We start from the raw sequence: 16,549 nt of genomic DNA on the forward strand, positions 1-16,549 counted from the left end.
AAAAAGGATCCCGCATGAGTTGTACGGTGACTGAAATAATTACTAAGGCCTGGAATTTATCGGGCATCGTCGCAGCCCAAGCAGAAACCGTCAGTGGTGATCAACTAAGCGATGGGCTTGAACATCTGAATGATTTTTTGGCCTTGCAGAATGCGAATGCTCGAATGATTCCTTATACGCGTGTTCAACAACTCACTTGTGTAGCGCATTCGGAAGAACTGTTTGTTCAGCATTTACTGAGTTTAGATTCATTAACATTAAGTGAAGAAAAACCCAGTTGTTATTTATTACAGTCCTTACCTTTATTAGGAAGAAAACAATATTTTAATCAAGATTCTTCTTTATTTTTACGACCACGGTTTTATCATTTAGAAAAAACCAAAGGGGGAAGTCTTCTTTTTTTAAGTCCCACACCGGATAAGACTTATTCTCTTAAACTCGTTGGGAAATTTGGTTTAACCGAAGTCAATCCTAATGATGATTTAAGTGCGATCTTTGATCGCGATTATCTTCTCTATCTTCGCTATGGTTTAGCCGATTATTTATGTGATCTTTATAACCATCCCTTTTCAGCTAAAGGAAAACTAAAAGAAATAGAAAGAAAATTACTTGATGCATCCCCCCTTGATCTGAGTATGGAGAAGATCTTCATGTTTCATTCGAAAACAGTATGAAACAGCTTCCTGTCGCGATGGTCGGTGGCAATGGTTTTGGTCGTTACCCAAAAATATCTGCTGAACAAACTTTTAATATGCTAGTGAGTGATGAATTCCTCGTTCCATTTGCCGGTTATAAAAAAGTATTAGCGATTGCAGAAAAAGGATCGGGGCGCGGATTATTTAACAGTGTGCGTTTTAATCATTTAATTGCCGTCATCGATAACGGTGTCTACATCATCGGCCGAACCTTGTATGCACAACATATTGGTAGTCTAGAAACCTTTACAGGCGAAGTATTAATTACAGAAAACGAAAAAGAGGAGATAGCAATTTGCGATCAAAAAGATATATTTATTTTTAATGTCCGTGATTCAACGTTTAAAAAAGCGGAATTAGATTTTGTTCCTAGCTTTATTGCTTATCATAATGGTCGTTTTATCGCGCCTGATAGTGAACATGCTGAGTGGCGTTTGTGTGATGAAGAAAATAGTTTGCAGTGGCCTCAAGATAGCAGCCATGTCGGTGAATTTCAAACTAAAGCGGATAATCCCTTAGCGGTGGTCCCTTTACCAGGAAGAGGTAATGCGCTTTTTGTTATAGGATCTACGGTCACAGAATGTTGGTCTGATATAGGGTTAACTCTATTTCCCTACCAACGTGCTTCCAGTTTCAATATTGACTATGGCTGTTTAAATCCAGCAACGATTGCTGCAAGTGACCAGTTTACTGTTTGGTTAGCGTGTAATGAGAAATCAGGTCCTGTCATTCTATTAAGTGATGGGGGTTCGATTCAGCAAATTTCTACCGAAGGGATTAACTTTAAATTTTCGCAGTTAAAAAATCCAAACAATGCTTATGGGTTTTTATTCAAACAAGATGGACATTTAATTTATCAGCTGACTTTTCCAGAAGATAACTTAACGTACGCCTATGATTTTAATACCCAGCATTTTTTTACACTCACTAATGGATCGTTGGATGCACATATTGCTAAAAAAGCAGTTTACTTTCATGGCAGTTATTATTTTATTAGTTTTATTGATGGCCATGTGTATGAATTAAATTCCTGCTATAACGAAGCCGACGGAAAAGAGATTCCAAGAATTAGAATTACACCACCCATCCGTTCTGCTGATACGAATTATTTTATTGCACAAAAATTAACAATTCCTATCGAGCAAGGTCATAGTTCGTCTCTACAACGGGTGGATTTATCCTTATCCAAAGATGGAGGAATTACTTTTTGTTCAGCGCTATCTAAAGTTTTAAATCCCTTAGCGCATCGACAAAATCAACTAAGTTGGTGGCGCTTAGGTCGCACCAATGATCTGACCTTACAGTTTAATTTCTGGGGGCAGGATCGTTTTGTGGTGGGCAATGGCCTCTTGAGTATTCTATGAAGATTCCTAACTTACCGCATGAAAAACCGATTAATGAAGAGGGACAATGGACTTCTGCGTGGAGTTTATGGCTACAGCAAATAACAACTTTACTACAAACCCACTTATCCGATGAAGGTTTTCAACTGCCACTCAAACCGACTTCCATTATTACGCAATTAGATCAACCCAATAAAACGGGTCGTTTGATCTATGACATGAATACTCAGCAATTTAAAGGTAACGTCAATGGTCATTTTAAAGTATTTCAGTTGGACTAAGACATGAGTGTTTTTGGTGATATTGGAAACTTTTTATGGGGAGGTAATGATGCTGCTAGCCAGGCGGGGAATTATTACAATCAAATACCCGATATCTTAAAACAGTATTTAAAACCTTATGTTGACAGGGGTAATGCGGTTTTTCCGCAATTACAAGGACAATACGATCAACTATTAAACCATCCAGGTGATTTATTAAATAAACTCGGTCAAGGTTATCAACAATCTCCCGGTTATCAATTTCAACTCAATCAAGCATTAAGCGCAGGGAACAGAGCTTCAGCGGCTAAAGGAATGTTAGGTAGCCCTATGCAGCAACAACAAGCACAGCAAACAGCGAGTCAATTTACGAACCAGCTGCAGAATTATTAAATGGGACTGTATTACCATTTTTTGAATTAAATGAAATGGGAATATTACGCATACTGACCGATCGTGGCACTGAGTTTTGTGGAAAGGTAGAACAACATGATTATGAGCTGTATTTGGCCGTCAATGCGATTGAGCATACCAAAACAAAAGCCTATCATCCGCAAACTAACGGAATTTGTGAACGCTTTCATAAAACGATTTTACAGGAATTTTATCAAGTGGCATTTCGTAAAAAGATTTATGCTTCTCTTGACGAATTGCAAAAAGACTTGGATGATTGGCTCGCTTATTACAATAACAAGCGAACTCATCAAGGAAAAATGTGCTGTGGGCGTACGCCGATAGAAACATTTTTTGAGGGTAAAAAAATCTGGCAGGAAAAAGTTGACAGTCTTAACTTCAACTGACAGTAAGCACGACTGAAAAAATGGGTAACTGTCACATTAAGTTTGAACCACTACAACTAAGAAATTATGCTGGCTTTGGGGAGCCTGTAAATAAAATTGTGTAAGTGCTTATTATTAACTAAGCTAGCGGACAAAAGCGCTAGTGCTACTTGAGAAATAAGCAATGAAACAAGAACAAGAAATAAACCTAGACCCAAAATTAATAAACGAATTGGCTAAATCTATAAAGAGTGAAAAAGATATATCTGCTCTCAGCAAGCAGCTATTAAAACTCACCGTAGAACGAGCAATGGATGCTGAACTAGACGAGCATCTTGGCTACGAAAAGCACGCGATAGAAGGCAAGAATACGGGAAATAGCCGCAATGGTTATTCGCCGAAGCGATTAAAGGGTGATTTTGGCGAAGTTGAAATGAACACGCCTAGAGACCGAAATAGTACGTTTGAACCCCAACTTATTCGCAAAGGCCAAACGCGTCTCACGGAATTTGATGAACAGATTTTAGCGCTTTATGCCCGAGGTATGACCACACGCGATATTGCGGCTACGTTCAAAGAAATGTACGGTGCCGAGGTATCGCATAGCTTGATTTCTAAAGTAACTGAAGCCGTTATGGATGAGGTTACGGTCTGGCAGAATCGTCCCTTAGAAGCAGTCTATCCCATCCTGTATTTAGATTGTATCGTTGTTAAATGTCATCAAGATAAACGGGTCATCAATAAATCCATTTATTTAGCTTTAGCCATTAATGCTGAGGGGAAAAAGGAATTACTAGGCTTGTGGATAGCCGAAACCGAGGGTGCAAAATTTTGGCTCTCTGTATTAACCGAATTAAATAATCGTGGAGTTAAGGATATTTTTATTGCTTGCGTTGATGGATTAAGCGGATTTCCAGAGGCGATAAATGCGGTATTCCCAAAAACTAAAATTCAGCTATGTATTGTGCATCTTATTCGGTATTCGTTACGCTACGTACCGCATAAGGACATGAAAGCCGTTGTAGCGGATCTTAAGGTTATTTATCGTGCTATTTCTATTGAGCAAGCGGAAGAAGCACTTCTCTTGTTTAGTGAAAAATGGGATAAAAAATATCCAGCCATTAGCCGTTCATGGCATAAAAACTGGAGTAATATTGTGACCTTATTTGATTATCCTGACGACATACGGAAAATTATTTATACTACCAATGCCATTGAATCACTCAATAGTGTTATTAGAAAATCGATTAATAATCGTAAAATTTTTCCTAATGACCAATCGGCATTAAAAGTTGTATATTTAGCTGTACAGAAGGCATCACAAAAGTGGACTATGTCTTTACATGACTGGAGAGCTGCTATGAATCGATTCGCTATCGAATTCGAGGGCAGATTCTCCTAACTCGGCATTTACACAAAATGGTTTACAGGCTCTCGTGTCCCCAAAATTTGTTCGCATCACGTGACTTATGTTAAGCCCCGATTCGTCCGGCGTCCGCCACGCACTGGCTACCATCATGACTTGACGGCGTGATGCGTTTCCTGCTTCGCCCGTCAACGCACGCCTATCGCGGGCTCTTCGACCGCACTTCGTGCTCTCCATGTCTCATCGAAAGCTTTAGCCATTGCCGTGCATCAACAACCTTCGCAACAACGTTTAACTCAATTAATCCAACGTATGGCCGAAATATTTTAATAATTTTTATAAAAATTATTCTAGGTTATCTGAAATACATCCAAAGTATTATTAGAACGTTGTGTGCCAGAATTGTACCAGACTGAGATTTAATCTACGTAAACTACCGTGGTTTTCAGTAGGTTATTAAGTTTGCAAAGTACCGCAAGTTGTTGATTATTAATGATTTTTAAATTTAAATACCAAGTTCGAAGCCTGGTACTCTATCCAGCTGAGCTACGGGCGCATGATCCCAAAGAGCCCGGCATTTTAACAGTTTATCCTTCATCCAGCTAGTCTCTTGCTTAAGCAATTTGATAGTGATGTAGGGAATTTGTAACAATTCTCCCTGCTGCTTTCTGAAGATGTCCACTGTTTAAATGTGCATAGCGTAGAACCATTTCAAAACAAGACCATCCACCCAATTGCTGTAACTCTTGTAATGACGTCCCATTTTGAATGTGCCAAGAACAATGTATGGCGCAATCATGCCAATGAAAGTTGTCTATTTCAGCTCTTTTCAAAATGCTTTGCGCCAAGCAGCTGTATTACATTGCTTAACTGGTTTACCTTTATAAGTAAACACAAACTCAATGTGTTTACCCATCTGTTTTCGGATAAGATCTATCGCTTTATCATTAAGAGGGACTGGTATTGCCGTTCTAGTTTTTGATTGTGATGCACTCACAAAAGCATGTCGCCTTATTAAATCGACATTTCTTCATTTTAATCCTAAAACATTCCCCTCCAGAATTTTTTTGCCCTGTGCTGAGTTTCCTTTGAATATCTAATATTTCCTTAAGTCTAAGTTAATTTAAGTAATTTACTATAACTCCTACTATTTATGTTAAACAGGAAAGTAAAAAATGTCAGAGAATGTATATTCATTTATTATTGACTGCAGTCTGGATAAAAAAGGGAACATTCTTATTTACGAAGTACAGCCACTGGTTTTTTCAGGATTAGGGAGAAATACCTCGAAGATTGGACCAGCTTTCGATAAAGGATTCCCTGACTTTCATATTAAGCTAGATTATAGAAAACTTGGAATAGGATCCTACAAATCTAAAACAAAAACCGGTAAGAAAAAAATACTTATTACGGACAGAAGTCACTACAGGGGCAGTAAAGTAAAAAATAGTTATGACTACGTTGATAACAGCTCACTTTGGCTAATGCAACAATTATCTAATAAAGTATATCAAAGACTTTATTTGCCTCCTGAAGTTTCGCCAGAATATACCTTATTTAGTTTATCTTTAAACATAGACACAGAAATAAAAAGAGTACTAGAGTATTTTAGAGAAAAAAATATAGATAAAATAGTTTTAAAACACCCTGATACATTTATGGGTGATGGTAATGTGTTTATTGATTCTATCCAAAATGAGAAGGCGATAAGGCAGGGGATAGAAAAATTAAGAGCTATGAAATGTGTCAATACCAAGATATACCCAGAATATATTCTTGCAGAAAATCAAAAGACTTTACCAAGAATTAATAGGAAAACAGGAGAGAAAAAAAGTGGTTTTACTACCTATAGAATCGTTGGGGTAGCCGGAGAAAATGGAATGTTAGGTTATTTTATTGCAACAAAATCAATTTCAAATAATATAGATTCACATAAACGAACTACTTTAAAAGCTTATTTTGATGGCGAAAAAAAAATTCCTGCTTCGAGCATTGAACACTTTGGACTTAAGGAAAAATATTATAAGATTGGTGAAAATAGTATTGAGATTAATCCAGAATCTTTAGACAAAATTTCAAAAGCTGTTCAAAAACTTTCTGAGGATTTATCGAATAAGCAGAATTTTGAAGCTCATGTTGATTCTTTGATCCTAACTAAAAAAGAAAAAGAACGTCAAGAGAAAGCACAGCTAATATCTAAATCTTTTCTTTCAGCACTTAAAATTATAGATTCAGATAATGTAGTAAAAGTAGAGACACAGATTAAAACAGAAGAAAATCTTGCTTTGTGTCTCTCAACGCTGCAACCGCGGCTACCTTTGGAAGTTTGTTTGTTTTTAAAAAAAGTTGCTTCTCAATGTATTAACAGTAACATTTATTCGCCACGTTCAAATTTTTTCTCTGCGTTTCAGCGTATTGAGATTAATATTAACACTAACTCAAAAATCTTTATGAATATTGCTGAAGAAACAATAAGTCCACGTGCAGGAAAACAAAAAAATTCAATGTAAAGAACTTAAAATTATCCTCAGCAATAGTAATGAATTTTTTCATAATAGGGAATTTGTAACGCAGTGACGTTTATTCTAGCGCAATTTCAGTCATTTTAGATAAATTGTAGTGTAACCAATATATCGCAAGTTGTTGATTATTAATGATTTTTAAAACTAAATACCAAGTTCGAAGCCTGGTACTCTATCCAGCTGAGCTACGGGCGCAACTCTAAAAAGAATCGGCATTCTAACAGTTTATAACTCACTCAGCTAGTGGTTAGCTAGCTATCCATCGTTAGATTTAAGTTTTTAAACAGGAGAGCTATTGATGCTAAATAGCGGAAAGTTTTGTCTATCCGTATTTTCAGCAGCGTGATAAGTGTTAAAAAAATTGCTTACGGTATTAGGCAATTCAGTTTTAAAATTTTGCAGATTCGAAGCGTCTAAATTTTTAACTTGATCTTCAAGATGTTTCATTAAAACATTTAGTTCATCATTTATAACGGGTGCATCTTGGCCAAATCTGTTTGCTAAAGCTAACATTTGTGGGAAATTAAAAAAGAAAACAGCTCCTAAATTGCTGCTCCAATTTAGAGTTTCAACTATAGGACCAGAATATCCCATTTGTTTTAAACTATCCGCCATGGCTTTATGTGTGGTGAATCCAGAGAATGATGCAGGCAATACAAAAAAAGCAGCCAGCAAAGAGGGTTTTTCTAAGGACATCAATTTTTTACTGATGGAATTTATACCCTTAATAGAAAATCCTGCGCCAGGTATGCCGTTGCCAATAGCGGCCATCGATCCTAATATCGTGCTAACTGTTTTATCTATATTCCATGCATTCTCGGCTAAATTTTTCATGCCAAAATAACTTATTAATACATAAGCTACAAATTGTGGAAGACTCAGTAAGCTAATACCAGCATAAAGAGAACGGTAAATTATTTTAGATGGATTAAGTATAGTATTGAAGCGTGTTTCAGTTTGTTTCTCTATGGGTAATTGAGAAAAAATTTCAATGGTTTGGCTAATTCTTGCAATTAATTCTTTTTTTTGCGTATCGATATTATTTCTTTTTGCTAGTGAAAATATATTTTGAATTAATTCTAAAGTACCTACTAAATTCACCCAGATATTTAAAACAGCAGCACAACCCTGTAAAGCCATCTGGGTATTATTGGCATATTCCTTCTTTTCATCATCATATATATTCATGAGAAAATTAGGTGCCACACAAGCAATAGAAAATAGCATTGCAGTGACATATTTCCCAGGCATCGTACGAAATTGGGGTAATTCAGCAAGGTTAATAAAACTTTCATAATTAAAGATTGAATTCGTTAGACTTCCACCTAATGCAGCTAGATATTGAAGCGAGGGACTGACTGATTTAGCTGCATTGAAAGATGAAGGCCAATACATATACCCACTAAATGCTGAAACGCCAGCTAAACCTATTTTTTTAATGGTTAGCATGGGATCTCTTGTAATTTTTTGAAAAAAAGAAAAAGAATTAGTTTCTGCTGAACAAAGTAAAGGCGTATTTTCAGTAACTGGCATTTTTTTATCCTTTATAGCAGGAATAAATTTTTTCTTGAAAATTAATTATAAGAAAGAATAATTAAATTTTCCTTAACTAACAAGAAATTAATAAAGAAATTTTTATTTATTATTAATTTAAGCCGAGGATCAATACATGTCTTTTTTCATCAAGACCTGCAATTTGTAATGATTTCGCATCAATAAGTTTGAAATCAATATCCAATGCATTGATTTCTTCATTGGGATATTGCCCTTTCATCGCTAAAAAAATCCCATTTTCGCAGCATAAATGTTTTGTTTTATGTAAAAATTCATTGAGCTGGCTAAAGGCTCGACTTACTATGCTATTAAAACAATTTTCGGGATGGTACTTTTCAACGCGTACAGAAATGATATCTATGTTGCTAATCATTAAAGTCTGTTTGACGTGCGTTAAGAAGTGGGTTTTTTTTCCATTACTATCTAATAATACAAAACGATATTGAGGATGTGTAAGCGCTAAAGGAAGACCTGGTAAACCAGCGCCCGTACCCACATCAAGAATGTGTGGACCTTGTAAATAAGGACTAATAGCAAGACTATCGATAATATGTTTGGTGAGCATTTGTAAAGGATTGCGAATACTGGTTAAATTATGTATTTGATTCCATTTATGCAAAAGCAATATATATTCAATTAATTTTTTGCTGGTCACATCATCAATGTTAAAATGATTTTCGTTTAATTGTTTTAAAAGTTCGATATGTAATTGTTTAAAATCGGCCATTTTAGATTTTCCGCCTAATGTGCATAGTGCATTGATTTTTATAAAAAAGTTTCTAAGCCATAAACTAATTTTTTTAACGACATGACTTTGTTGCAAGCCAATAATACGCCGGGCATAAAGGCATTACGGTCTATCGTTTCATGGGCGATAACCAGATTTCCACCGAGATGACCAAATATTACATCTTGTTTGGCGAGAAATCCTGGTAGACGTAAGGCATGTATCGGAATTTGATCTTTAACGGCACCACGGGCGCCAACTAATGTTTCATGAATTTTTTTGGTGCTAGGTTGTTTTTTTCTGGCAGAATTAATTAATTCAGCTGTTTTTATAGCGGTTGCAGAAGGAGCATCCAATTTATTTTCATGATGTGTTTCTATAATTTCGCATTCGGAAAAATACTGCGCAGCTTTTTCGGCAAAGCGCATCATTAATAAAGCCCCTATACAAAAATTCGGTGCAATGATTCCGCCTAAATTTTTCTCAGCGCAAAGATTTTGAAATTCTTGTATTTGTTCCGGAAGTAAACCGCTGGTACCGATAACAGGATGAGCACCGGCTAAGATAATATTTTTTGTATTTTCGTATATGACGGTCGCATTGGTGAAATCAATGACAATATCGGCTTTTGCAGCAAGTATAGATTTTTTTAGATCATCTTTATCGTGTGTTTCTCCAACCAAATCTAGAGTTTTATCCGCATGAATAAATTTAACAGTGGTTTGCCCCATGCGGCCCGCAGCGCCGTTAACAAGAACTCGAATAGACACGGTAAATTCTCCTGTTGTTGCTAGGGATGGGAGTGACTATACTCTATATTCTTCGCATGTGAATTTTTGGCTGGTTGCTGCTCAACTCGTAATCCTCATGTATCTTGAATACATTTCGATTGCTTCATTCTCACGGGTCTTGCCAAAAATCCAATTCCAATGAGTATATATTTTATGAAATTATCTAGTAAAGCAAATCTTTATCTTCTTTTAGCCACCTTGATGTGGGGGATTACTTTTCCCCTGACTCGAAATGCGTTGACTGAAGTCGATCCATTTGTATTTGTGAGTTTACGTTTTGCTTTAGCTACGTTGGTTTTGCTGCCCAATGTCTGGATTTTGCTTAAAAATACGACCCGAACTATTTTGCGTGGCAGCTTAATCATTGGTATCCTGAATGCGGGAGCTTATCTCTGTCAAACCATCGGTTTGCAGACAGTGCATTCCTCGCGCGCGGCGTTTATAACGGGCGCAAGTGTTATTTTAGTGCCTTTTCTAGCGCCGTTGTTTAAATTAGAAAAACCAAGCAGCTTGGATTTATTGTGTGCGGGCATAGGATTTATAGGTCTGTATGTCTTAATGGATATCAAACATCTTTATATAGGACATGGTGAACTATGGGTTTTTTTGGGTGCTATCTTTTTTTCTTTACAAATTACTTACCTTCAACGCATTAATCAATTAATAGGTGATTATCAATTATTAGCTTTTTATCAACTTTTGTTTACAGTGCCTTTTGTATTTTTATTTACTAAAGACCATTCTTTTATTGCTGCTTTGCAACCGCAAGCTTTAGTTGGCATCTTATTTTGTGCTGTATTTGCTACCAGCTTGGCGTATTATTTGCAGAATAAATACCAAAAATTTACAAGTGCTCCCAAAGCGGCGTTGATATTTGCATTAGAACCGGTATTTGCTAGCCTATTTGGAGTGCTAATTAATCATGAAATGCTGGCAAAAACTACAGTGGTTGGTGGCTCACTATTATTATTAAGTTTAATTCTTCCGGCGATAGTGAATATGAAAAAAGAATCTGATCCTCTCATCAAATAATAGGTAATAAAATGACTGAAGTAAAAACTACCTTCCTTAACGATTATACCCCACCTAACTTTTTAATAAATACGGTTGAATTAACCTTTAAGTTAAATGAAAATTTGACTCAAGTTAATTCACGTTTGACGATCATTCGTGATTCGACACCAGAAAATAAAAATAAACCGTTGATTTTGCAGGGCGAGAATTGTGAATTGGTTTTTATTAAACTCGATGGTCGATCTTTATCAACTAAAGAATATCAACTTAAGGATCAGGAATTAGTTATCCCTCAAGTGCCTGATCAATTTAATCTTGAGATTGAAACTAGAATTAAACCTAAGGAAAATACTGCATTAAGTGGATTGTATGTTTCTCGAGGAATTTTTTGTACTCAATGTGAGGCAGAAGGTTTTCGTCGTATCACTTATTTTCTAGATAGACCGGATGTATTAGCGCGCTATACAACTACTATTATCGCTGACAAAACGAAATATCCCATTTTGTTATCTAACGGAAATAATATCGCAACGCAGGATTTAGGAAATAATCAACATTCCATTACCTGGCATGATCCTTTCAAAAAACCTAGTTATTTATTTGCATTAGTTGCGGGTGATTTAGAACATATACAAGATGAATTCACAACTCAATCGCAACGAAAAATAAAATTACAAATTTTTTCAGAAAGAGGTGAGAAAAATAAATGTTATCACGCGATGGAATCGTTAAAAAAAGCCATGCTTTGGGATGAACAAGCTTATGGTCGTGAATATGATTTAGACATATTTATGATTGCTGTTATCGATGATTTCAATATGGGTGCAATGGAAAATAAAGGACTTAATATTTTTAATGCACAGACTATTTTGGCGGATCCGAATTCAGCGACTGATGCAGATTATAGTTATATTACTAAAGTGGTAGGTCATGAATACTTTCATAATTGGACGGGTGATCGGATTACCTGTCGCGATTGGTTTCAATTAAGTCTTAAAGAAGGATTAACCGTTTTTCGTGAACAGGAATTTAGTGAATCGATCGGTAATCCGGCGGCTGAGCGAATCAATACGGTAAGACAATTAAGAGCTATGCAGTTTGCAGAAGATGCGGGCCCTTTAGCACATCCCGTGCAGCCTGATTCTTATATGGAAATCAATAATTTTTATACCATGACCGTGTATGAAAAAGGTGCTGAAATCATTCGTATGATGAAGGTCTTAGTTGGTCCAAAATTATTTCGTAAAGGTATGGATGATTATTTTACTTCTCATGATGGACAGGCAGTCACTATAGAAGATTTTGTTAAATCAATCGAAAAAGGAAGTGGTTATGATCTGCAACAATTTCGTCGTTGGTATAAGCAATCTGGAACACCTGAATTACAGATTGATTATCATTATTCATTCGAAGACAAAACGTTTGATTTGATTCTTAAACAACATTGTCCTGCTACACCAGGCCAAATAACTAAGAAACCTTTTTATATTCCTGTAGTCATGGCTTTATTGAATCCAGAGGGTCATCCAATTGATTTACAATTAGTCGGCGATGCAACATCAATGGGAACACAATGTACATTAAAGCTTAGAGAATCTGAGCATGTTTTTCAATTTGTTAATGTCGATGCTAAACCTATACCGTCTTTATTAAGAAATTTTTCTGCTCCTGTAAAATTGAAGGTTAAATATTCTGATGAGGATCTTGCTTTTTTAATGCAATCTGATACCGATGGCTTTAATCGCTGGGATGCTACGCAGGAATTGGCCAATAGAATTGTATTAAGCCGTATTCAATCCTCAGCTGCTGCGGAAGATTCAGCAGTCAATCAACTGATTAAGGGATATAAAATTCTATTTGCAGATGACAATCAGGACAGTAAGGATTTATTAGCCGAGCTATTGAGTTTACCGAGCGAAGCTTCTTTGGCAGAACAAATGCCTATCATTGATATTGATGGTATTCACGAAGAAAGAGAATGGTTACGTTTTCAGTTAGCTAAAAAACTAGAAAATAATTTTTTACATTGCTATCAAAGTTGTCATGATTTAGAGCCTTATGTTTTTGATAAACAATCGGTAACCAATCGACGTCTAGCGAACATAAGTTTAACTTATCTCATGTTATTGCAAGATCCTAGTGTGCATCATCTTTGTGTCGAACATTATAGGAAAGCTGATAATTTAACTGATCGGATTGTGGCATTGAGTGAAATTGTTAATCATAATTTATCGCAAAGAGATCGTTTTTTAAAAGAGTTTTATGAAAACAATTCGGCTAATTCTTTGGTGGTTTGCAAATGGTTGGCCATACAAGCACGCGCTCCACTGCCAGATACCTTACATCAGGTTAAAAAATTACTAGAGCATCCTGCTTTTGATTATAAGAATCCAAATAAAATTCGATCGCTGATTGGTGTTTTTTGTTCAGAAAACCGGAGTCAATTTCACGATCGTTCCGGTGTGGGTTATTTATTTTTAAGTGAACAAATACAACATCTTGATCCTATAAATCCTCAGATAGCCGCACGCTTGGTAAAATCTTTTACACAGTGGAAGCGTTTTGATGCGGGTCGGCAGACTTTGATGCGCGAACAGCTAGAGAAACTTATCAAAATACCAGGACTTTCTTCAGATGTGTTTGAGATGGTGAGTAAGAGCTTGCTATAAATTATTTTATACTTTCGTATTTAAATTTTTGAAGATTAGGATGAGCGAAGAAGAATTGTTTTGAGTATCGTAACGGAGCATACACGAGTATGTGAGTAACGAAACGCAGAAAAACGATTCTTTTTAGCCATCATTGTGTGCAATTGTAAATACATCCTAAATGGTTTGTTTGGCTAAAAAGATACCGACTAAGGCGATTAGCATGCCAATCATTTGACTAAAACCTAGATACTCTGCAAAAAAGTACCAACCTGCCATGGCCGCGACCATCGGTTGGATAAGCAAAGCGGTTGATGAAAAGGTAACTGGTAAATAGGGCAAGGCATAAGCAATTAATCCTTGCCCTAAAATATGCGCAAACAATGCTAAAGCAAATAAGATGATCCAAGCGGTTTCTGTTTGCGGCATTGCAAGCTCGCCGGAGAGACAAGTGATGATAAGCAAGGTAAGCATGCTGGCAAAAGTTGATATCGCCATACTTGAAAAGGCAGTAAATTTTTTACGTGCACGATTCAGTACTAATAAATATCCGGCATAGAAAAAAGCAGTGATAAAAGCCAACCCATCACCAATGCGGATATTTTTGTCCATATGTAAGCTAGGATGGATTAAAACAGCTATACCTAAAATGGCTAATAATAAACCAATTACTAATTTTTTTTGTGGTGGTCTGCGTAAAACAATCCATCCCCATAAAGCGATAAGGATAGGCGAAAAGTTAGCAATTAAAGTCGAGTTGGCGATGGTGGTATATTGAATAGAAAGATGCCATGTGGCTAGGTCGCCGCCAAATAAAACACCAGAAAATAATAACCAAAGATAATCTTTTAAAAGGGGCACATGACTATCATCGGGACGTGTATAGCCTTGTCCTATGGAAAGTAAGGTTAAAATTGGAAAAGCAATAGCCACTCGCCAAAATCCTGTCGCAATGGGGCCAACTTCGCTTAATCGGACAAAAATAGGAGCAAAACCTATGGCTACAGCGCCTATTACTAAATACAATAGAGCAAGTTGACGCTTTTTTTCTGAACCAATTCTTTTTAGATATTTGACCATAAATTAAGCTCCAATAAGAGAAGCAGGTTGTTTATTCTTTAAAATTACCAAAGAGTAAAGCGGCTTCTGATTATTTAATTAAAGCATAGTTTGTTGTGAGTATACTGATAAGTTTTATATCAGCTTGATTAGGCGTGAAAGAGACAGAATTGATTTCGATTTTCAACTAAGTTCTAAAAATATCGTCTATGATATGAAAGTACACATTAAGAAAAATGTGTATACAAAACAGAGTAAAAATGGACAAATATTAAATGTGGGTTTTCTACAGGAGCTGTTATCAATTTTCCATGATTGCCATGATGTTGGGTAGTCTCAGTGCTTGCCTGGTGGGACCTGATTTTGCATCACCTGAGCCTCCAAAAGTAAATCATTATACAAAACCTCCTTGGCCTTGTAAAACTGCCAACGCGCCAGGTCATGGAGGGGCGTCACAGCAGTTTATTCAGGCTAAAACCATTTCCGCAGAATGGTGGCGTTTATTTCATTCGCCTAAAATAAATAAACTCATTTGCCAGGGTATAACCAACAGTCCCAATTTGCGAGCGGCTAAAGCGACTTTACTTGAAGCACAGGAAAATCTAAGTGCGGGTATAGGAAATAATTTGTTTCCAAATATCGCAGCCCAAGTGACAGCACAACGTGGTTCTAATACAGGGTTTTTTAATTCCTCCAACGCCACGAATAACTCAGTAACTACCAGTGGGATTCCTTCATCAGTATTTAATCTGTTCAATGCTTCAGTCAATGCTTCTTATCTGCTTGATTTTTTTGGAGGAATGCGCCGGCAAATACAAGGTTTGCAATCCCAAGTAGAATATCAATATTTTGAACTTCGCGCGGCATATCTGAGTTTAACGTCCAATATTGTGACCACCGCAATTACCATAGCCTCTTTGCATAGACAAATTTGTGTTACTAAGCAATTGATCCGAGAACAAGCTCAACAATTGGCGATCATAAAAAAACAATTTGATCTAGGAGGTGTTTCACAAATCGAGGTGGTCGCACAACAAACACAATTGGCGCAAACTAAAGCAACTTTACCGCCCTTAGAAAAAAATTGGGCACAAACACGTCATTTGCTAGCTATTTTAGTCGGTGCTTTTCCTAGTGAAAGACATATCGTTCCCTTTTTGGATTTAAATGAATTGCATTTACCGACTAAACTGCCATTGAGTGTACCTTCTGCCTTAGTTCGACAGAGACCTGATGTACGTGCGGCTGAAGCATTGTGGGAAGCGGCTAATGCTCAAATAGGTGTCGCTACGGCTAATCTATATCCACAATTTACGCTCAGTGGTTCTTGGGGTAAATCTAATTCTGTGGGTAGTCAAGTGTTTGGTTCGCAAAGCAATTTGTGGAATATTGGTGGGGCATTATTTCAACCGTTATTTCGTGGTGGTGCTTTACTTGCTGAACGTCGTGCGGCTATTGCTGCTTATGATGCTGCTGCTGCCCAGTATCGAGAAGTTGTGCTACAGGCTTTTAAAAATGTAGCGGATACGTTACGGGCAATAGAAGCGGATGCTTGTGAAATGCGCGCACAAAAACAGGCTGAAACAGCGGCTTATGCTAATTTGTATTTGGTTAAACAACAATTTTATTTAGGGGGTGTAAGTTACCTTTCATTATTAGATGCACAACGTCAATATCAGCAAACGCGTATTAGTTTGGTACAAGCAGAAGCCAGTCGATATGCAGATACAGCTGCTTTATTTCAAGCTTTAGGGGGTGGATGGTGGAACTCGAATTGCCAGTAGAGGATCA

14 protein-coding genes and 1 pseudogene are annotated in these 16,549 nt (G+C 36.7%); 10 read left to right on the plus strand and 5 right to left on the minus strand.

The features are described 5' to 3' along the window. Window positions 1-14: 14 nt before the first annotated feature. From AAHI99_RS01010 to AAHI99_RS01035, 6 genes and pseudogenes are all read left to right on the plus strand, one after another. Entirely contained in the window at window positions 15-674 is a 660-nt protein-coding gene (locus tag AAHI99_RS01010) for a hypothetical protein (RefSeq protein WP_342227839.1), read from the plus strand. Next, window positions 671-2,059, plus strand: coding sequence for a hypothetical protein (locus AAHI99_RS01015; protein ID WP_342227840.1), 1,389 nt, complete (start codon window positions 671-673; stop codon window positions 2,057-2,059). The genes AAHI99_RS01010 and AAHI99_RS01015 overlap by 4 nt, the downstream gene beginning before the upstream one ends. Continuing rightward, the gene (locus AAHI99_RS01020; RefSeq protein ID WP_342227841.1) at window positions 2,056-2,319 is read left to right on the plus strand and encodes a hypothetical protein; all 264 of its coding nucleotides are present in this window, start codon (window positions 2,056-2,058) and stop codon (window positions 2,317-2,319) included. Before AAHI99_RS01015 ends, AAHI99_RS01020 begins: the two co-directional genes overlap by 4 nt. A 3-nt stretch (window positions 2,320-2,322) precedes the next feature. After that, window positions 2,323-2,691 (plus strand): hypothetical protein, encoded by a 369-nt coding sequence (locus AAHI99_RS01025; RefSeq protein ID WP_342227842.1) that lies wholly within the window; start codon window positions 2,323-2,325, stop codon window positions 2,689-2,691. Next, a pseudogene (locus tag AAHI99_RS01030) lies at window positions 2,676-3,098 on the plus strand (integrase core domain-containing protein); the annotation flags it as partial. The gene AAHI99_RS01025 and the pseudogene AAHI99_RS01030, both read left to right, overlap by 16 nt. A gap of 163 nt (window positions 3,099-3,261) precedes the next feature. After that, the gene (locus AAHI99_RS01035) at window positions 3,262-4,479 is read left to right on the plus strand and encodes an IS256 family transposase (RefSeq protein ID WP_342227843.1); all 1,218 of its coding nucleotides are present in this window, start codon (window positions 3,262-3,264) and stop codon (window positions 4,477-4,479) included. Between the two features lie 578 nt (window positions 4,480-5,057). On the opposite strand, the gene AAHI99_RS01040 is transcribed toward AAHI99_RS01035, so the two are convergent. Continuing rightward, complete coding sequence (locus AAHI99_RS01040) at window positions 5,058-5,213, minus strand: integrase (protein WP_342228386.1); 156 nt, start codon at window positions 5,211-5,213, stop codon at window positions 5,058-5,060. A 405-nt stretch (window positions 5,214-5,618) separates the two neighbouring features. Between AAHI99_RS01040 and AAHI99_RS01045 the strand changes: the two genes are divergently transcribed. Further along, on the plus strand, window positions 5,619-6,953 hold the full coding sequence (locus tag AAHI99_RS01045; protein ID WP_342227844.1) for a hypothetical protein: 1,335 nt from the start codon (window positions 5,619-5,621) through the stop codon (window positions 6,951-6,953). Window positions 6,954-7,244: 291 nt separating this feature from the next. Here the strand turns inward: AAHI99_RS01045 and AAHI99_RS01050 are convergent, their stop codons facing one another. The 3 genes from AAHI99_RS01050 to dapB all read right to left on the minus strand — a co-directional run bounded on the left by AAHI99_RS01050 (window position 7,245) and on the right by dapB (window position 10,016). Then, window positions 7,245-8,498 (minus strand): hypothetical protein, encoded by a 1,254-nt coding sequence (locus AAHI99_RS01050; RefSeq protein ID WP_342227845.1) that lies wholly within the window; start codon window positions 8,496-8,498, stop codon window positions 7,245-7,247. Between the two features lie 112 nt (window positions 8,499-8,610). Further along, a complete protein-coding gene (gene rsmG / locus AAHI99_RS01055) occupies window positions 8,611-9,246 on the minus strand; it encodes a 16S rRNA (guanine(527)-N(7))-methyltransferase RsmG (RefSeq protein WP_342227846.1) in 636 nt (211 codons plus the stop codon). 38 nt (window positions 9,247-9,284) lie between these two features. Further along, window positions 9,285-10,016, minus strand: a complete 732-nt coding sequence (gene dapB / locus AAHI99_RS01060; RefSeq protein ID WP_342227847.1) for a 4-hydroxy-tetrahydrodipicolinate reductase — start codon at window positions 10,014-10,016, stop codon at window positions 9,285-9,287. A gap of 174 nt (window positions 10,017-10,190) precedes the next feature. Here dapB and AAHI99_RS01065 point away from each other — a divergent pair, with 174 nt between their 5' ends. Continuing rightward, entirely contained in the window at window positions 10,191-11,069 is an 879-nt protein-coding gene (locus AAHI99_RS01065; RefSeq protein ID WP_342227848.1) for a DMT family transporter, read from the plus strand. Window positions 11,070-11,080: 11 nt separating this feature from the next. Then, window positions 11,081-13,720, plus strand: coding sequence for an aminopeptidase N (gene pepN, locus AAHI99_RS01070; RefSeq protein ID WP_342227849.1), 2,640 nt, complete (start codon window positions 11,081-11,083; stop codon window positions 13,718-13,720). A gap of 156 nt (window positions 13,721-13,876) precedes the next feature. On the opposite strand, the gene AAHI99_RS01075 is transcribed toward pepN, so the two are convergent. Further along, complete coding sequence (locus AAHI99_RS01075) at window positions 13,877-14,779, minus strand: DMT family transporter (protein WP_342227850.1); 903 nt, start codon at window positions 14,777-14,779, stop codon at window positions 13,877-13,879. 254 nt (window positions 14,780-15,033) lie between these two features. Here AAHI99_RS01075 and AAHI99_RS01080 point away from each other — a divergent pair, with 254 nt between their 5' ends. After that, on the plus strand, window positions 15,034-16,542 hold the full coding sequence (locus AAHI99_RS01080) for an efflux transporter outer membrane subunit (protein WP_342227851.1): 1,509 nt from the start codon (window positions 15,034-15,036) through the stop codon (window positions 16,540-16,542). The last annotated feature ends 7 nt before the right edge of the window (window positions 16,543-16,549 follow it).

It is taken from the genome of Rickettsiella endosymbiont of Rhagonycha lignosa (genome assembly GCF_964031165.1).
In the GTDB taxonomy this organism is placed as follows: Bacteria; Pseudomonadota; Gammaproteobacteria; order Diplorickettsiales; family Diplorickettsiaceae; genus Aquirickettsiella.